Source organism: Frankia sp. CcCS3 (assembly GCF_977927575.1).
In genome coordinates this window covers 1-16,659 of the sequence record NZ_CDWRCL010000031.1, presented here as the reverse complement: position 1 = coordinate 16,659, position 16,659 = coordinate 1, and the positions used below count along the sequence as shown (strand labels likewise).

Sequence of the window (16,659 nt, the reverse complement as noted above, 5' to 3'; positions counted from 1 at the left end):
CCACAATAGTTCATCCAGCCTCGCACATAGGAGTCGAAATGAAATAACTTGCGCGTTTCGAACCCTCCACAGGCCTGTGACCTGCGATGATGCTCTCGATCACGTATTTGTTACTTCATTACGTCCCCATAATGGCTGAGAACAAGGACCGGGGACCCCGAGTGGAAAATGCGTGATTATGGCGCCGACGGGTCCGGGACCGAACCGCAGTCCCTTCCAGGCCTACTATCGGCACTCGGCGGATCTCGGGATTTTTAACGTCCTGCTCGATCTGGCATCTTTTGAGTATGCCCGTATCCACATTGTTGTGCAATGTGGACTAGAGAAAAGACTAGATGAAAATGGGCAGTGGTATTGTAATCGGATTGATGATCCAGCCGCCTGTGTCGGGCGAACTTGTCCTTCCGGTGGAGAAGCTGCTGGGAGCGGGTCCGGTACTTGGGCTCCCGGGGTTGCCACTCGGTGGGGACGTCGACGTCGGAGCACCCACCCCGGTCGGTGCCGTCGAGGGTGGGGTGCTCGGTGGTGCCGTCGGCGGTCGGCTGGCTGACGATGGAGTCGTGGTCGGCGGCTGTGTAGGAGTCGTGGTCGGTGGCCCCGTCGTCGGCGTGCGTGGCGCCGGGGCGGTGGACGGCGAGGACGGAGGCGGTGCCGCAGGCGCCTTGACAAAAGCAGGGTCGGGACGGTGAGCGGCGGAGGGCGAGGGCTTGCTGACCTGCCGCGCGATGGGCTCCATGAGGCGTGGTTCCAAGCCCCCGGGCGACGCAGCCCGGCTGGTGAACGCTCCGGCGACCGTCGGGACGACTGTCGAGGACGTCGCGGCCGCATTGCTGGGTGCGGCCGCAGGCACGGGCGGACGTACCGCGTCCGGGGTCGGCGCCTGCGTCACCTGCCCCTGCGTGATATTCGGCCTGTCCTCCGACAGCAGCTGGGCATCGGAGGTGGGCCAGTTCATGGCCGCCGTGAGGCCGGCGACGGCAATGGCCGTCACCGCGGCGACTGCCACCGCCGACCGCCTGCGCCATCCCGCGGTGCCGCGGCCAGTATGAGTCTGTGGTGCGTCGGTGAGGTCATTGTCGGAGTCCATGCGCATGAGCGGGAGTAGACGCGTGGGGTGCGTGGTGGCGGCGATGATGGTTTTCTCGGCATCGGCGTACCTGTCACCGCTGGGTGGAGCAGTCGGTACCTTGACGAGATTGACCTTCGGTGTCTCCTTGGTGGTCTCGCCGACTTCGCTCTTAGTATCGGTATCGGCCGCGGCGGCCGCTGCCGCAGCCCGCCGACTGGCGGCTGAGGCTGCGGCTACAGCCGCGACAGCGGCGCGATCGAAGGTGCGCGCGAGGCCGACCCGCAGACTCGCCGGCGCCGGAACCACGGCACCGGTGAGGAGCTCTTCGGGCGAGACTCCATGGGGTACCGGGATGCTGCGGCCTGGGGCGATCCCGACCAGGCCAGATCGCTTCCTCGAGCAAGCTCGAGTAGCCAGGACCGCAGCCGGGTGGGATCGCTCAGGGGATTTAGACGAGTGCGGGCGACGAAGGCGAACGCCGTCCCGGCCGCTGCGCGGGCCACGGTGGGATCGCCCAGAATCAGCAGGCACATCGAGAAGACATCATCGGCGTACAGATCGTAGAGATCGTCGAACGCCTGCCGGTCACCACGTCGGACACGGGCCACCAGGTCCGCGTCGTCGTCCATACTCAGCTTCTCCCCGGGGACTAGCGGCGGCCCCGGAACAGGCCGGCATCGCCCCATCGGTAGCCCGGTGAGGCAGTCCCAATGCTAGAAGTTCGTCCCCCGCAGCGGGTAAACGTCGTGAAGATTTTGTTGTCGCCGATTCGACAGTCGATAACGCTTGACTACTGACGTCGTCGCACTTTGATCCCCATCGACTACGGCTGGTTACTTTGCCTGGTAGGTCTCACGGCAGGGTGGCCATGTCCCGTCGGAGACGGGACCAATCCACCCTGGACGAACCTGCCTTCAATGGGTATAAGCCGAAATCTGTCACCAATTCGGCAGAACTGGCGTTCGGAACCGGACCGGCCATTCGCGGCCTTCCGCTGGAAGGCGCCACGCTTCTTGCGGGTCGGGACATAGGGGACGTAATGAAGTAACAAATACGTGATCGAGAGCATCATCGCAGGTCACAGGCCTGTGGAGGGTTCGAAACGCGCAAGTTATTTCATTTCGACTCCATAGCTCAGGATGCCGGTGGTTGTTGGGCGAGCCGGGCCTTGACGGTGCCGCTCTGTCCATCACGGGTATAGGTCACTTCCACCTCGTCGCCGATGGCGTGGGACCGGACCGCCGCGATGAGGGAGTCGACGTCGTTGACAGCACGGTTGCCGACCTTCGTGATGACGTCGTCGGCGCGAAGGCCGGCCTTTTCGGCGGGTCCACCCGGAACCATGGAGCGGATCTTTGCACCGTTGCCGCTGGAGGCGGTGGAGCGGGTGTTCTCCTCCGAGGTGGAGGCGCTGACGCCCAGGTACGGGTGTCGGGCGCTGCCCGTAGAGATCAACTCGGTGGCCACCGACCCGGCATAGTTGCCCGGAATAGCGAAACCGACGCCGATGTTGCCGGACTGCTGGCCGCCACCGAAGGGACTTCCACCACCCACGGTCGCGATCGCGCTGTTCACGCCGATGATCTCGCCGCGACTGTTGACCAGCGGACCACCGGAGTTACCGGGGTTGATTGATGCGTCGGTCTGGATTGCGTCGAGCACGGTGTTCTGCTGATCCCGCACGGTTGAATCCCCGGTGCGCACCGGGCGATGCACGGCACTGACGATGCCGGACGTGACCGTGCCGTTCAGCCCGAGCGGGCTGCCGACCGCTACCACCAGTTCCCCGATGCTCAGCGGGTCGGAATTGCCGAACGTGGCCGCCGTGAGACCGGTGGCATTGATTTTGATCACCGCGAGGTCCGAGCTCGGATCCGTGCCTACGACCTGCGCATCGAAAGTACGACCGTCCTGCAGGGTGACCGTCAGCGAGCCGCCATTCGCGGCACCCGAGACCACATGGTTGTTCGTCAGGATATGCCCGTCCGAACGGATGATGGTGCCGGAGCCGGTGCCCGACTCGCTGCTCGATTCCTCGGAGATTGTCACGACACTCGGCAGGATCTTCTGCGCCGCGGCCGACACAGTGTTCACGGCTGCGGGCGACGTTCCACCGGAACTGTCCACGGTGTTGTGCAGACCGGCGGATGTGACGATGGTCTGCCCCCCGTTGTTGTCGGCGACCATCGCTCCGACACCGCCACCCACACCGGCCGAGACCAGGGCGATGGCGAGTCCGGCGGCGACGAGCCGCCGTCGGCGCCAAGGGGGCGAGGCGGCCATGGTTGTCTCGTTGCCGTAGAGGTCCTGGGTGGGTGGCGAGCCGGCGCCGCTCGGAGAACTCCATGGCGGTCCCCAGGAATACCCTCCGGTCGGGGGGCCCGCGGGAGGTCCCGCGGGGCCGGCCGCGCCATTCACGGCTCTCGGGGCAGCGGGACCACCGGGTGGCGGACCTGAAGGCGGTCCCCACGGGCCGCCGGGCGACGCCGTCGGAGGCGGGCTTCCCGCGGAGAGCGCGGCCTGCGGCTGGCTGGCCTGGGACGGCCCGGCCGGGTACGGAGAATCCGGATACGGACGAGGATCCCCATGCGGGGGATGGGGATTCGGATACTGAGGATGCTGGCCGGAGGATGGCCCCAGCGTCGGCGGTTGGCTGTACGGCGAGCCGGGCGGACGGGAAGGCGGGCCCGCCGGGAGGCCGGGTTCGGAGCTGGCGGGACCAGCCGGGTGAGCTTGGCCGGCTCGTGTCCCGGCCGCGCCGCCGATGGACGGAGCCCAAGGGGAGGGGGGGGAGTCATGCCCGGCGCCGGACCCCTCCTTGCCGCCGCCCCTGGGGGCGTCCTCGGCGCTACTGCTGAAGGGGAGACGCGGTGTCATGGTAGGCACTTTCCCTTGAAAGCCTGAGCGATTCCTGAATGCCGACCAACGTTCGGGTAAGCGATCCGGTGTGGAGCCGCGCTGGGTCGGCCCGGGTCGGCTGGGTCAGCCGGTGGGACGGTGTTCCGCCAGTAGATCACGGATTTCCGTGAGCAGGCGTGCCTCGTCGGTGAGTACTGGGTCCTCCTCCGGCGGGACCTGCCCCCGCGTCCGCCGCTCGTTGATGGTGGTCAGGGGGAGTACTACTACGAAGTAGATCACTGTAGCGACTGAGAGGAATGCGATGACACTGTTGATGAACTCGCCGTACCGAAACATGCTGCCGTTGATGGTGAAGGTGAGGGCCGAGAAGTCGGGTTTGCCGAAGATCGCGGCGATCAGCGGGGTGAAGATGGTCTTCACCAGCGACGTCACCACTGCGGTGAAGGCGGTACCGACCACGACCGCGACCGCCAGGTCGACGACGTTCCCTCGCATCAGGAACTGCCTGAAGCCCTTCATGCGGCGTCCCCCCTGAAATATGTGCCTGATGACATGGGAGGATATCGGTGCAGATCAGTGGGTGACCGGCGAGGTACCTGGCCGATCCCTCTACGCCTTCGGGGGGCTACTGTCAACTAAGCTCGCGCAACGTCGACGCAACGCCGTGGTACAGCGGTGGGACGGGCGGACGCAAGCGGAGCTCGGGATCGGAGGTCGTCTGGTGACGGACGGTGTGCGACGGACCGAGTGGGACGACGACCGGCAGTCTCCCTACTATCAGGGGGGCGGTAGCGGTCCCTCGATGGAGCCGTATCAGCCAGCAGGGCCGGATCCGCGCCCGCAGCATAGCGGCTACGGCCCTCCGACCGGGTCATATGACGCCGCTGGACCGGTGACCGGGCCCTACCACCCGGTACCGGCGAGCCACGGCAATCCCGGCCACGGCAATCCATATCAGGGCAGTTCGATACAGCCCGAGGATACCGATTCGCCGTCCACCGGCACCTCGATGCGCCGGACGCTCGTCCCGCCCGCTCGGACCGCTCGGACCGAGGGCCGGCGGTCCCGAGTCGTTCCTGGTTCCGCTCCCGCACCCGCACCCGGGCGTCAACCACCCGAATGGGCTTCCGATGGAAGGTCGGATCCACGAGGTGGACCGGATCGGCAGAATGAGGGCGGTCTGCCGCGGGCCAAGACGGCGATGCCGACACGTCGGGCCGACGGTGCCCCTACAGGCGGTCCGTCGACCGGCGGCGCCGGAATGAGGGACGGTGGAACAGGCCTGCGGACGCCCTACGGCAGGGATGCCGGCGACGACCTCGGACTCGACCGGCGCCGTGCCGATCGCACCGATCCCGGTCGGCCTGATCGGTCCGGTCGACCCGACCGACTCGAGGCTTACCCGCCGGGCGGGGGGCGGAGCCGGCCGAGTCCGGTGCGGTTCGGCGCCGACCAGCGGGTCGCGGCGCGTCGCTCAGGGAGCCTGACCTCCGCCGCGGGCACAGTCGATTTCCCCGACGAGGACGACGCTCGCGATTCCCGGCAGGGAGATCGTGATTCCGACACCATGCCCTTCCTGCATCGGGTCGGGGTGGCCCTGGTGGTGCTGGCCGTGGCACTTGGGGTGGGCGTCGGGGCCGGTGCCGTCTGGGAGAAGGTCCGGCCCAGCGGCCGGACCGCCACCAATGCGGCCCCGGCGCCGACGGCAGTATCGTCCGGCGGTCCCGCAGCGGCCGCGCCTAGCCCGAGCACGGGGGCAGCCGGCGGTCAGGCAGCTGGCGGTCAGGCGGCCGCGGGCCAGATCGCGGTGCCGGCGGACTGGACCTCGTTCACCGACACTGTGCAGAAGGCCACCTTCTCCCACCCACCGGTGTGGAAGCAGCGGCGCGACAACACCGGCATCTTTTATGGCGGGCCCGGCACCGTCTCGGAGTACGGACCGCAGATGATCGGGGTGGCCCGGGTCGCGGTGCAGGATCCGGTGGCAGCGATCACGCAGGTCCAGTCCGCCGAGTTCAACACGGTCCCCGGTCTGACCAGGGACCGTTCCGGCCCGGCGACGGATATCAGCGGTCAGCCCACCCAGGAACTCGTCGGCTCGTACGACCGGGAGGGGCAGCGGGTCTCCTACCTCATGCGCACGGTGTCGGTGTCCGGTGCCGTGTACGTGCTCATCGCGCGAGTGTCGACCGACGTCCTGGCGTCGCTCAATACGCTGATGGGCGCGCTGCGGTCCTCGTTCGCGCCGGCCTGATCCGTGTTCGCGCCGGCCTGATCCGTCCCTGCCGGCTGGCCGTCGCGGGTCACATCCGCGGGCCAGGCCGCGCGGAACGGGCCGGAGCCAGCAGATTCCAGATCACCCTGCCCGTGGCGAAGGCGGCCGGTCCGGAGACGGCCGGCCAGCCGTGGGCCAGGGCGGGCAGCAGGAACTGCACGACCCGGGCCGAGGAGGCACAGGGGGTCTCCTTGCGCAGGGCGACGGCCGGTGACGTCACCGTGGTCGAATTCGCGGGCACACCCGGGACGGCGCTCGGCATCAGGACCCGCGGGGCGGCGTTCACCAGCGCGTTTGCAGGGTGCGCCGGCCCGCTTGCCGGGGGCACCGGGGGCACGGCGACGGGCGCGGCCACGTCCGCGTCCGTTCCAACGCTCAGCGCGGACTGTGATGCCACCGGGGCGTGCCATGGCATGCCGGTCGAATCCGTGAGGACAGTGTCCGTAGGCCGGCTCGGGACGGGGCAGCGATCCACCGACCGGAACGGGATCATGCTCTCCTCGACCGGCGTGATCGCGGTCCGCAGCACCGGCGACCAGAGGGTCCCCTGGTAGGGCACATGGCCGTCCGCCCCGCCGTGGACGACCACGACGGTCAGCGGGGCGCCCGGACGGCAGTCCGACACCTGACGGCTGGCCGCCACGACGGCGATGCCCGCGAGTTCGTCCCCGTGTTCGCAGGCGTACCGGTAGGCCAGCATGCCGCCGTTGGACAGACCGATCAGGCTGACCCTGTTCCGGTCGATCGGGTAGTGCTCGCTGAGATGCGCGATCAACGCGCGTAGCCAGCCGACGTCATCGGTATGGTTGATCACGGCGGTGTCGCAGCAGGTTCCAGCGTTCCATGCCCTGTTGAGGCCGTCCGGGTACACGACGGCGAGGCCGGCGGCACGGGCGAGGTTGTCCAGGTCCCAGTGCTGCTTGGGGTCCGCGCCGTCGTAGTGCAGGCTGTGCAGCGCCACGAGCAGGGGATAGGGCTTCGGAGCGTCGGACGGGGGCAGGGTCATCCGGATGCGGGCGCCCCGTCCGGAGCGTTCGAATGCATCGGGACCCGTGGTGGGCGCCGGGGTGGCGGCCAGGACTACATGACCACGTCGGGGACCCTCCAGCACGCCGCAGCCGGACGTCGTCAGCAGAAGGGGAACCAGGAGGGTGAGGAGCCAGACCGCGGCGACGCGGCGGCGACGGACGGCCGGCACGAGGGCCATTCTGACGCGCGTCCAGCGCCCCGGGCGTCACCGGTGTCGATGATTGCTCTTCGTGTTCGAACTACTACGAGCGAGATCGCCCTCGGGGGTGCGGACCACATTGAGTCTGGGACGATCCGCGTCGGAAGGCACCCAGCGGCCCGATGATCGTGTCTCCGTGTTCTCCGCGGCCGTGCGGTAACGGTCGAACGCCTCCTGGGCACGGCTTTCCAGATCGCCCACGAGAGCGAGTGACTCGCGTACCCGCCGCTCCCCGGCGGGACCGGCGGCGAGCAGGTCCGACAGACAGTTGTCCACGGCACGCCGCGCCGCCAGCCAGCCGAGGAGCAGTCGGGATCGCTCCATATCCGAGAGCTCGTCCACCGAGATGTCCCTCCGCTCGCCACTCGTGACGTTGATGAGGTTTCCGCCGTGAGGATCGGCCACCTGCGGACCGATCTGGCAGGGTCCCCTGGCTGGGTCAGGTGTCCGGGTCAGGGCGATATGCGTGGTCGAGGTCAGCGACCGACTTTTACCGTCCGTCCTCTCCCAGAGTGCCCCACCTGAGGCCCGAACGCGCCGCAGTTCGCCGAACGCACACCCACCGGCCGACGGCGACCGGGATGTGGGGGACGGACCACGCGTTACGTGGGTCCCCCCGGAAGCGGTCGGCCGGCGGGCGGCGGGGGCTCGTCCACCGCAGACGGTGGAGGCCGTTCGGAGGAGCCGGTTTTGGACAGTGGCCCCTCGCCCGGTGGCGGGATCGGGGGTCGGGGCGAGGCGACGGCCGGCGGTGGCAGCGGCCGTTCCGGCGCGTGTGCCGGGGAGGTGGTGGGGCGGCGATCGTGCCACTTCGCCCGAGCCTCGGCGGCGGTGTCCTCGACGTGTTCGAGGATCTCCTCCCATCGGATCTGCATGGGTCGAATGAGGCCGCCTCCCACGCCGACGACGATCACACCGGTGAGGGAGGCCAGGATCGCCCAGAGGACCGGTGTGGTGACCGACGTCGCGAGTCCCACCTCGTCCAACCCCGTTTTGCCGAAGGCGACTACGAGCACGGTGGCCACGATGTTGCCGGCCGCCCGTCCGTACGCGAGGTCGCGTAGTGCCTCCGTGACAAAGGTCCGGACGACCCGGGCGAGGCCGACCCCGATCATGATGACCAGCGTCGCGAGCAGGGTGCGGAGCAGCAGAGCGAGTAGATCGGTCACGGTGTCCTCGGCCGTGTTCGGTCCGAAGACCCCCAGCGCGATCCGCAGCACGCCGAGCAGGCCGATGCCCATGAGCACCCGGAGCCCGCTCGCCCGCACGCTCTGGGCCGGCTGGTGCAATAGCCGCGGCAGGCCGGCGCGATCGATGATCCGATCCAGGCCGGCGCGTTCGGTGAACCGGGTGACGAGGCGCGTACCCGCCCGGACCAACAGCCAACCGAGCAGACAGATCGCGAGGAAGAGGCCTACTTTCGGAGCTGTCGCGGCGATTTGCGACCATTCGTCGGAGAAGTCCCGATCCCACTCCACGGCAAGCGTCACCCGTACAGCACAATAGCAAACGCTGTGTAGTTGAATGATGACACGCCGCTATTTTGCGGGGTGGTCCCGTGGATTGGCCACCCTTGATCCTGGACAGGGGGATGCGTGGGCAGGATCCCCCGCTCGAAGACCGGCGGAGAAGTGGCGGGCTCCGCCGGAGGTGGTTGCGTCGGCGTGGGATGTGGAGGGCAGCTCACGCACGGCGCGCCACGCATCGCCCCGCACCACGCATCGCCCCGCACCCCCGGCACCGGGGTCCCGGCACGCCGGGTCTCCCAGGGCTCGTGCGGCTCGTGCGGACGGGCGAGGGCCCGTCCGGTTGAATCGGTGGATGAGCATGCAGCCCGTACACATACCACCACGGGCGGACCTGCCGACCCTGGCGGCGGCGGCCGCCGACTGCCAGGGATGCGACCTCGCGCAGCTGCCCGGCACCCGCACGGTCTTCGGGGTCGGCCCCGCGCACGGCTGGCTCGCCCTCGTCGGCGAGCAGCCGGGCGACATCGAGGACCGGCGGGGTGTGCCGTTCGTGGGCCCCGCCGGCAAGCTGCTCGACCGGGCCCTCGGCGAGGTGGGACTCGACCGTGCCGAGGTGTACATGACGAACGCCGTCAAGCACTTCCGGTATCGCACCGGCAACGGCCCGCGGCGGATCCACCAGACGCCGGACCCGCGGCATGTCACCGCGTGCCGTCCCTGGCTATCCGCGGAGCTCAACCTCGTTCGGCCGGCGATCGTCGTGATCCTGGGGGCTACGGCCGGTATGTCGCTGCGCGGACCGTCGTTCCGGGTGACGAAGATGCGTGGCCGGCTGCTCCCCGGGCCGGCCGGCTCCGGGGCTCAGCTGCTCGCCACGCTGCATCCCAGTGCGGTGCTACGGGCAGATCCCGCCCGCCGTGACGAGGTCTACGCCGGATTCGTCGACGATCTGCGGATCGCCGTGGCGGCCCGTCCCGCCATGGGCCCGTCCGCCTCGGTGGATGCATAGCCCACCCGGGCCCCGGCGATCCTCCGCCGGGAAGGGCCTCGTTACCGATCTTCTTCTAGGCGATGATGTCGATCGGTGTACCGAGGGGAACGGTCTGGGCGAGTCTGGTGATCGCGTCGTTGCTCAGGCGGATGCATCCGTGGCTGACGTCCTTGCCGATGAGCTTTGGCTCGTTCGTCCCGTACATGCCGATGACCGGCTTGTGGCCGCCGAACGAGCTGAGTGATGTCGAGAAGCCGTTAAGCCCGAAGGCATACGGCCCGTACGGACCGTTCGGGTCACGCGGCTTGAGCAGCTCCATGAGATAGAAGCGCCCGCCCGGCGTCGGGGTGTCGGCGGTGCCGATCCCCACCGGCTCCTCGGCGATCTGTGTCCCGTTGCTGAACACATGGAGTCGGTGCCTGCCGCGGGAGACAACCAGCCGGTACGACGTCTCGGACGCGGTGACCTGGTCCGCCTTCAACCAGCCGGTGCTGCCGTTCGGCTGCACCGGCAGCAGTACCTGCCACCATCCCGACAGCTTGGCCTGGACGAGGAAGACCCGCTTGACGCCGTTCTCATTCGGACTGGCCAGCGTGGAGGAGGGTTGGGTGTCGGTCGGGGCGCTGTAGACGTCGACGCTGGCACCCACGGCCGTGACCACGGTGCTCTTTCCCTGGCCGAGCCCGGCGACGGCGGCGAGCTGGTTGCGCACCTGCGGGGAGAGATCGGTGGAGGCGTTCCTGGCGCCGTTGCCGCAGCTGGTCAGCACGACGCCACCCAGGATGGCCGCGAGGGCGCCCGCGGCCATCCTGGGACCAGGTCCGGAGCTCATCGCGTGTAGTGCGGATCGGCCGGGACGGCGCTCGTGGCGGCGGGCACCGCGACGGGTAGCGGAGCGGGCGGTGCGAGCGGCAGCGGGGCCGACCCGCCCGTGCAGTTGGAGACACCGACCGTCGGCACGGTCACGAGCAGAACCTTGGTCTTGGCGTCCCAAGGGGAGCCGATTACCGCGAGCGCCTTCGAGGGGACGTCAACGGTCTGCTTCGGCCCGATGTCCAGAATCCCGCCGTGCAGGCTGGTGTCGAACCAGCCGAATCCAAAGGCCTTGTCCGCGGTGTTCTTCAGTTTCCAGGAGGGGACGGAGCCGTCGCAGGTGAAGGTGAGGAACAACGGGTTGACGTCCATGTCGTCGATGCTGTTGATCTGCTTGTCCAGCGGGACCTCGAAGGGCAGCAGGTCGAGGAAACTGTCGAGTGTCGGGTTGCCGGTGCCGTTGGTCGGGCTCGCGGAGGACGTCGCGTCCGCCGTCGCGCCCGGAATCAGGGCCGCGGCGTCGGTGGGCGTGGCACTCGGCGTGGCGCTCGGATCGAGGCTCGGAGTGGCGGTCGGGCCGGCCGGCCCGGTCGGCCCGACCGTCGGGTCCACGCCGGCCAACGGCTCTGTCTTCGGTGTCACCGTCGGGGCGTCGGCGACGAGGGGGGACGGGCTCGGCTGGGTGACGGCCGTGGCTGTGGCCGTGGCTGTGGCCGTGGGCGACGGTTCCGGAGTTTCGGCGAGCGCCGGGGAGGCCAGTGCGATGGTCGCCGTGCCGAGAACGCCGGCCACCGCGGCACGCATTCTGGTGATACGCATAAATCCGTCTCCTCGACGTGTGCCGAGCACGTTGATTGCGGGCAGGAGCGATTGCAGCCAAGAAGGTAGCAACGCGCCGTTCGTCCCCGGGAGGCCGGGTCCGGCGTAGCGGAACTGTTGGGTGGCGCGGCCGCGGTTTCGTGGTTGTCCGATGGGGTCCGTCGAGTCCGGCACGTTCAGCACCGGCCCAGTACGTTTAGTATCGTTCCGGCACGTTCAGTGCGGATCCGATGGGTTCAACGATGAACAGCGAGCGGCGAACGGACGTCAGTGAAGACCGCTAAGCCGGGCCGAGTCAATAAGGTGTCTCCGGGTGTGTCGCCGGCCGGCGGATGCGCGATTGCCGTGACGGTCAGGGGGCGTGACGGTCAAGGGGCGAGGCGTTCGATGACCCAGAGATCTCCGGCCGCGGTCGGGACGACGGAGTCCGTGCCGTCGCCGTCGGCCGGTACCGACACCCGCCGGTACCGCAGCCGGTCGTGCAGCCGGTCCGCGCGGCCCTGCCAGAACTCCACGATGTCCGGCACGATGCGTAACCCACCCCAGAACTCCGGTGTCGGCACCCGGGTGCCCTCGGGCCAACGGGCCGCGAGCTTGGCGGCGCGGTCGTCGAGCACCGTACGGGACTCGATGATCGTCGACTGGTGGCTGGCCCAGGCGCCGAGCTGCGAACCACGCGGACGCGACTGGAAGTAGCGTTCCGTCTCGGCCCGGCTCACGCGCTCGATCGATCCGATGACGACGACCTGGCGCTCGAGGGCGTACCAGGGGAAGACCAGCGAGCCGAAGGGGTTCTCGGCAGCCTCACGGCCCTTGCGCGAGGTGTAGTTCGTGTAGATCACAAAGCCCCGCTGGTCGAACCCCTTGAGCAGCACGGTCCTGGCACTGGGCCGCCCGGCGGCGGATGCCGTCGCGAACACGGCCGCGTTGGCCTCCGGAACGCCTACCCCGGGGGTGGCTGCGTCGGTGAACCAGGCGGCGAACTGTTCGACCCAGGTCGGCGCGAGATGCTCCGGCTCCAGATGACCGGTGCGGTAGCCCTGGCGGAGCAGGGCGGAATCGGGGACGTCCGGATCCGGACCGCCCACCGGCGGCTCGTCGGCAGCGGAGGCTGGGGCCACGCCCCGATTCTGCCAGGCAGGCCGCGCGCGCCAGCGGGACGGCCCCGAGGGTGATCCCGCCGGGCCAGGGTCCGTCGTCCTGGTCAGGAGAGCTCGGTCAGGAGCTCGCGGACGCCGAGGTCCCAGCGAACCGTAAGGTCGGTGCACCGCCGGCCAGCCAGCCGATATGGCGCGTCGCCGCCCGACGACCCCGACAGCAATGCTGGTACCAGGATGATACCGCGGGCGGCGAGATCATCGGCCAGTGCGGGTAGCCATTCCTGGACGATCCACGGCGCGTGGATTCCCAACGTGGAGTATCCGAGCACGAGAAAGTCGGCGGCAGCGAGCGTCTCATTCATGAACATGGACACGGTGTCGCCGATGCGTATCTCCCAACGGTCCAGGTGCACCGCGTGCCCCGCCGCGCTGATCGCCCGGCCCAACCGTTCGGCGGATGCGATGTCCGCCGCGCGATGACTGATGAAGACGAACGCCATGATCCTCCCATCGTGTTCGCGCTGCGTGACTGCCGCCGGTCAGACGTTCCAGGCACGAGGCCCGACCGTAGCGCGGAATGATCTCAGTTGACCAAACTTTCCGTTCATCGCTCTCGGCATATTCGTATAAATAGTAATATGATGGAAAAGATGCTGTGACTTACGTCATATTTTATGGGTTTCGCGTTGCCCAGTGCATCGGTCTGTGCGCGGTCGGTTCCAGATCAGGGTTGGATGGAGCATCGCGGGGCACCTGCGCCCTGGCGCGGTGGGATGCCTCGCGGCAGGATCGGATGGAGCAGCACCCACGGGGCAGCACCCACGAAGCAGCACCGACGGGGCAGGACGCGGACGGGCCGCCGGCAGGACCATAGAGACAGAACCGGTGGGACCAAGAGACAGAAGCGGAGATCCGGACTCGATGGCCGAGAAAACAAGCGATTTCAAGCCCGGTCTGGAAGGTGTAATCGCCTTCGAGACGGAGATCGCCGAGCCGGACAGGGAAGGTAGCGCGCTGCGTTACCGCGGCGTCGACATCGAAGACCTTGTTGGCAAGGTCGACTACGGCCACGTCTGGGGGCTGCTGGTCGACGGGGCGTTCGAGCCCGGACTGCCGCCGGCCGAGCCCTTTCCGGTCCCGGTGCACTCCGGTGACATCCGGGTGGACGTGCAGAGCGCGCTCGCGATGCTCGCGCCCTACTGGGGCCTGGGCCAGCTGATCGACATCACCCCGGAGCAGGCGCGGGACGATCTTGCCCGGGCGTCGGTCGTGGCGTTGTCGTTCGTCGCCCAGTCCGCGCGGGGCCTCGGTCAGCCGGCGGTGCCGCAGAAGGAGGTTGACCGGGCCCGGACGATAACCGAGCGGTTCATGATCCGTTGGCGTGGTGAGCCGGATCCCAGGCACGTCCAGGCCGTGGACGCCTACTGGGTCTCGGCCGCCGAGCACGGCATGAACGCCTCGACGTTCACCGCCCGGGTGGTCGCCTCGACCGGCGCGGACGCCTCGGCGGCGCTGTCGGCCGCCGTCGGTGCGCTGTCCGGTCCGCTGCACGGCGGTGCTCCGTCCCGGGTGCTCGCGATGCTCGACGAGGTCGAGCGCACCGGCGGCCCCCTCGGCTACGTCCGCCGTGCCCTGGACCGTAAGGAGCGCCTGATGGGCTTCGGGCACCGGGTGTACCGCGCCGAGGACCCGCGGGCCCGGGTGCTGCGCCGGACCGCTCGTGACCTGGGCTCGACCCGCTACGAGGTGGCGGAGGCGTTGGAGGCCGCCGCGATCGAGGAGCTGGCCAACCGGTTCCCGGATCGCCCGCTGCGGACCAACGTCGAGTTCTGGTCGGCGGTGGTGCTGGACTTCGCCGAGGTGCCGGCCCATATGTTCACGTCCATGTTCACCTGTGCCCGCACCGCCGGCTGGAGTGCCCACATCCTGGAACAACAACGCACCGGGCGGCTGATCCGCCCGTCCGCGCGGTACGTGGGCCCCGCTCCGCGCCCGCTCGGTGACGTCCTGCCGGGGGTCAGCCGTGGCTGACGCTCCCGCGATCGTGCTGCCCGACCGGCTGCGTCCCCGGGACGGCCGGTTCGGCTGTGGCCCGTCGAAGATCCGTCCTGAGGCGGTCGAGGCCCTCGCCGCGAGCGGGGCGACCTACCTCGGCACCTCGCACCGGCAGAAGCCGGTCAAGAGCCTGGTCGGCCGGGTGCGGGCAGGCCTGTCCGAGCTGTTCTCCCTGCCCGAGGGCTACGAGGTCGTGCTCGGGATCGGCGGTGCCACCGCCTTCTGGGACGCGGCCGCCTTCAACCTCGTCCGGACCCGCTCCCAGCACCTCGTCTTCGGCGAGTTCGGGGGCAAGTTCGCCGACACGACGAAGGGCGCGCCGTTCCTGGCCGCGCCGTCGGTGATCTCCTCGCCGCCCGGTACGCATCCGGACTGGGCGCCGGAGGCGGGCATCGACGTCTACGCCACCCCGCACAACGAGACCTCGACCGGTGTCGCCCGTCCGGTCCGCCGGCCGGTGGGTGCGGACGACGGCGCCCTGCACCTGGTCGACGCCACCTCGGGAGCCGGCGGGCTGCCGGTCGATGTGCGCGAGGTGGACGTCTACTACTTCGCGCCGCAGAAGAGCTTTGCCTCCGACGGCGGCCTGTGGACGGCGCTCGTGTCCCCGGCGGCGATCGACCGGCTCGCCGAGATCGCCGCGACGGACCGGTGGATCCCGCCGTTCCTCGATCTCGCCACGGCCCGGGACAACAGCTCCAAGGACCAGACCTACAACACCCCGGCGGTCGCGACGCTGTTCCTGTTCGCCGACCAGATCGAGTGGATGTTCGCCCAGGGCGGGCTGGACTGGTGCGTGCGGAGGACCGCGGAATCGTCGTCCATCCTCTACACCTGGGCCGAGAAGACTTCCTACGCGACACCGTTCGTCGCCGACCCGGCCGCGCGTTCGCAGGTCGTCGTGACGGTCGACTTCGAGGGGGTGGACGCCGCCGCCGTGGCCAAGGTGCTGCGCGCAAACGGTGTCGTCGACGTCGAGCCCTACCGCAAGCTCGGCCGCAACCAGCTGCGGGTGGCCTGCTTCCCGGCGGTCGAGCCGGCCGACGTCGAGGCGCTCACCGCGAGCATCGACTACGTGGTCGAGCACCTGTAGGCGCCGGGAACCGGCGGGAGCCGCCGGCAACCACAAGGGCCGGGGCCGCGGGAGACACCGCGGCCCCGGTGGGGGGCTACGGCCGGTCAGCGCAGCGGGCGCTCCGGTGCCGCCTGGGCCGCCTGGGCCGCGATCGGGTCGGTCCCGCTGTCCACGACCCCGCTACGGTCGTCGATCGGGACATATGGCCGCTGGTCGTAGCCGATGTACAGCTGGCGCGGTCGGGCGATCTTCTGCTCGGGGTCGAGCAGGCCCTCTTCCCACTGTGCCAGCCATCCCGGCATCCGGCCGATGGCGAACAGCACCGGGAACATCTCCACCGGGAAGCCCATCGCCTGGTAGATGATGCCGGTGTAGAAGTCGACGTTCGGGTAGAGCTTGCGCGCGACGAAGTACTCGTCCTCCAGCGCGATCCGCTCCAGCTCCATGGCCAGGTCGAGGAACGGGTTCGTGCCGGTGACCTTGAAGACCTCGTCGGCGACCTGACGGATCACCCGGGCCCGCGGGTCGTAGTTCTTGTAGACCCGGTGGCCGAAGCCCATCAGCTTTTTCTTGCCCTCCTTCACCTGAGCGATGAAGGCGGGGATGTTCTCGACCGACCCGATCTCCGAGAGCATCCGCAGCACCTGCTCGTTGGCGCCACCGTGCAGCGGACCGTAGAGCGCGGAGATCGCGGCGGCGGCCGCCGAGAACGGGTCCGCCTGCGAGCTGCCGACCGCGCGCATCGCGTTGGCCGAGCAGTTCTGCTCGTGGTCGGCGTGCAGGATGAACAGCACGTCGAGGGCGTGCTCCAGGTTGGGGTCCGGCTCGTACTTGAGCTCGGTGGCCTTCCACATCATGTTGAGGAAGTTGCCGGCGTAGGACAGGTCGTTGTCCGGGTAGACGTAC

17 protein-coding genes are annotated in these 16,659 nt (G+C 69.0%); 6 read left to right on the top strand and 11 right to left on the bottom strand.

The window, feature by feature from the left end; genetic code table 11:
• Positions 1-383: 383 nt before the first annotated feature.
• Together AC08OQ_RS05120 and AC08OQ_RS05115 are read left to right on the top strand one after the other, a co-directional pair.
• Positions 384-689 (top strand): hypothetical protein, encoded by a 306-nt coding sequence (locus AC08OQ_RS05120; RefSeq protein WP_476602342.1) that lies wholly within the window; start codon positions 384-386, stop codon positions 687-689.
• Between the two features lie 45 nt (positions 690-734).
• The gene (locus AC08OQ_RS05115; protein WP_476602343.1) at positions 735-1,049 is read left to right on the top strand and encodes a hypothetical protein; all 315 of its coding nucleotides are present in this window, start codon (positions 735-737) and stop codon (positions 1,047-1,049) included.
• A gap of 253 nt (positions 1,050-1,302) precedes the next feature.
• Here the strand turns inward: AC08OQ_RS05115 and AC08OQ_RS05110 are convergent, their stop codons facing one another.
• The 3 genes from AC08OQ_RS05110 to mscL all read right to left on the bottom strand — a co-directional run bounded on the left by AC08OQ_RS05110 (position 1,303) and on the right by mscL (position 4,447).
• The gene (locus AC08OQ_RS05110) at positions 1,303-1,698 is read right to left on the bottom strand and encodes a hypothetical protein (RefSeq protein ID WP_476602344.1); all 396 of its coding nucleotides are present in this window, start codon (positions 1,696-1,698) and stop codon (positions 1,303-1,305) included.
• 505 nt (positions 1,699-2,203) lie between these two features.
• A complete protein-coding gene (locus AC08OQ_RS05105) occupies positions 2,204-3,154 on the bottom strand; it encodes a S1C family serine protease (protein ID WP_462187421.1) in 951 nt (316 codons plus the stop codon).
• Between the two features lie 897 nt (positions 3,155-4,051).
• Positions 4,052-4,447 carry a large conductance mechanosensitive channel protein MscL gene (gene mscL, locus AC08OQ_RS05100; RefSeq protein WP_476599955.1) on the bottom strand — a complete coding sequence of 132 codons (396 nt, stop codon included), beginning with the start codon at positions 4,445-4,447 and terminating at the stop codon, positions 4,052-4,054.
• Between the two features lie 916 nt (positions 4,448-5,363).
• Between mscL and AC08OQ_RS05095 the strand changes: the two genes are divergently transcribed.
• Entirely contained in the window at positions 5,364-6,182 is an 819-nt protein-coding gene (locus AC08OQ_RS05095; protein ID WP_476599957.1) for a hypothetical protein, read from the top strand.
• A gap of 49 nt (positions 6,183-6,231) precedes the next feature.
• Here the strand turns inward: AC08OQ_RS05095 and AC08OQ_RS05090 are convergent, their stop codons facing one another.
• The 3 genes from AC08OQ_RS05090 to AC08OQ_RS05080 form a co-directional block, all read right to left on the bottom strand.
• Positions 6,232-7,410 carry a CE1 family esterase gene (locus AC08OQ_RS05090; protein WP_476599959.1) on the bottom strand — a complete coding sequence of 393 codons (1,179 nt, stop codon included), beginning with the start codon at positions 7,408-7,410 and terminating at the stop codon, positions 6,232-6,234.
• 27 nt (positions 7,411-7,437) lie between these two features.
• A complete protein-coding gene (locus tag AC08OQ_RS05085) occupies positions 7,438-7,836 on the bottom strand; it encodes a hypothetical protein (RefSeq protein WP_462187418.1) in 399 nt (132 codons plus the stop codon).
• A 197-nt stretch (positions 7,837-8,033) separates the two neighbouring features.
• Positions 8,034-8,921 carry a membrane protein gene (locus AC08OQ_RS05080; protein WP_476599961.1) on the bottom strand — a complete coding sequence of 296 codons (888 nt, stop codon included), beginning with the start codon at positions 8,919-8,921 and terminating at the stop codon, positions 8,034-8,036.
• Positions 8,922-9,252: 331 nt separating this feature from the next.
• On the opposite strand from AC08OQ_RS05080, the gene AC08OQ_RS05075 reads away from it, so the two are divergent.
• On the top strand, positions 9,253-9,909 hold the full coding sequence (locus AC08OQ_RS05075; RefSeq protein WP_476604589.1) for a UdgX family uracil-DNA binding protein: 657 nt from the start codon (positions 9,253-9,255) through the stop codon (positions 9,907-9,909).
• Between the two features lie 55 nt (positions 9,910-9,964).
• Here the strand turns inward: AC08OQ_RS05075 and AC08OQ_RS05070 are convergent, their stop codons facing one another.
• The 4 genes from AC08OQ_RS05070 to AC08OQ_RS05055 all read right to left on the bottom strand — a co-directional run bounded on the left by AC08OQ_RS05070 (position 9,965) and on the right by AC08OQ_RS05055 (position 13,123).
• Positions 9,965-10,699 (bottom strand): L,D-transpeptidase, encoded by a 735-nt coding sequence (locus AC08OQ_RS05070; protein WP_476599965.1) that lies wholly within the window; start codon positions 10,697-10,699, stop codon positions 9,965-9,967.
• 20 nt (positions 10,700-10,719) lie between these two features.
• A complete protein-coding gene (locus AC08OQ_RS05065) occupies positions 10,720-11,523 on the bottom strand; it encodes a hypothetical protein (RefSeq protein ID WP_476599967.1) in 804 nt (267 codons plus the stop codon).
• Positions 11,524-11,891: 368 nt separating this feature from the next.
• Positions 11,892-12,644 carry a pyridoxamine 5'-phosphate oxidase gene (gene pdxH / locus AC08OQ_RS05060; protein WP_476599969.1) on the bottom strand — a complete coding sequence of 251 codons (753 nt, stop codon included), beginning with the start codon at positions 12,642-12,644 and terminating at the stop codon, positions 11,892-11,894.
• An 83-nt stretch (positions 12,645-12,727) separates the two neighbouring features.
• On the bottom strand, positions 12,728-13,123 hold the full coding sequence (locus tag AC08OQ_RS05055; protein ID WP_476599971.1) for a toll/interleukin-1 receptor domain-containing protein: 396 nt from the start codon (positions 13,121-13,123) through the stop codon (positions 12,728-12,730).
• A gap of 421 nt (positions 13,124-13,544) precedes the next feature.
• Between AC08OQ_RS05055 and AC08OQ_RS05050 the strand changes: the two genes are divergently transcribed.
• Positions 13,545-14,654, top strand: a complete 1,110-nt coding sequence (locus tag AC08OQ_RS05050) for a citrate synthase 2 (protein WP_462187413.1) — start codon at positions 13,545-13,547, stop codon at positions 14,652-14,654.
• Positions 14,647-15,771 carry a phosphoserine transaminase gene (gene serC, locus AC08OQ_RS05045; protein WP_476599977.1) on the top strand — a complete coding sequence of 375 codons (1,125 nt, stop codon included), beginning with the start codon at positions 14,647-14,649 and terminating at the stop codon, positions 15,769-15,771. The genes AC08OQ_RS05050 and serC overlap by 8 nt, the downstream gene beginning before the upstream one ends.
• An 86-nt stretch (positions 15,772-15,857) precedes the next feature.
• On the opposite strand, the gene AC08OQ_RS05040 is transcribed toward serC, so the two are convergent.
• Positions 15,858-16,659, bottom strand: an 802-nt coding sequence (locus AC08OQ_RS05040; protein WP_476611919.1) for a citrate/2-methylcitrate synthase, incomplete at its 5' end; no start/stop codon positions are given.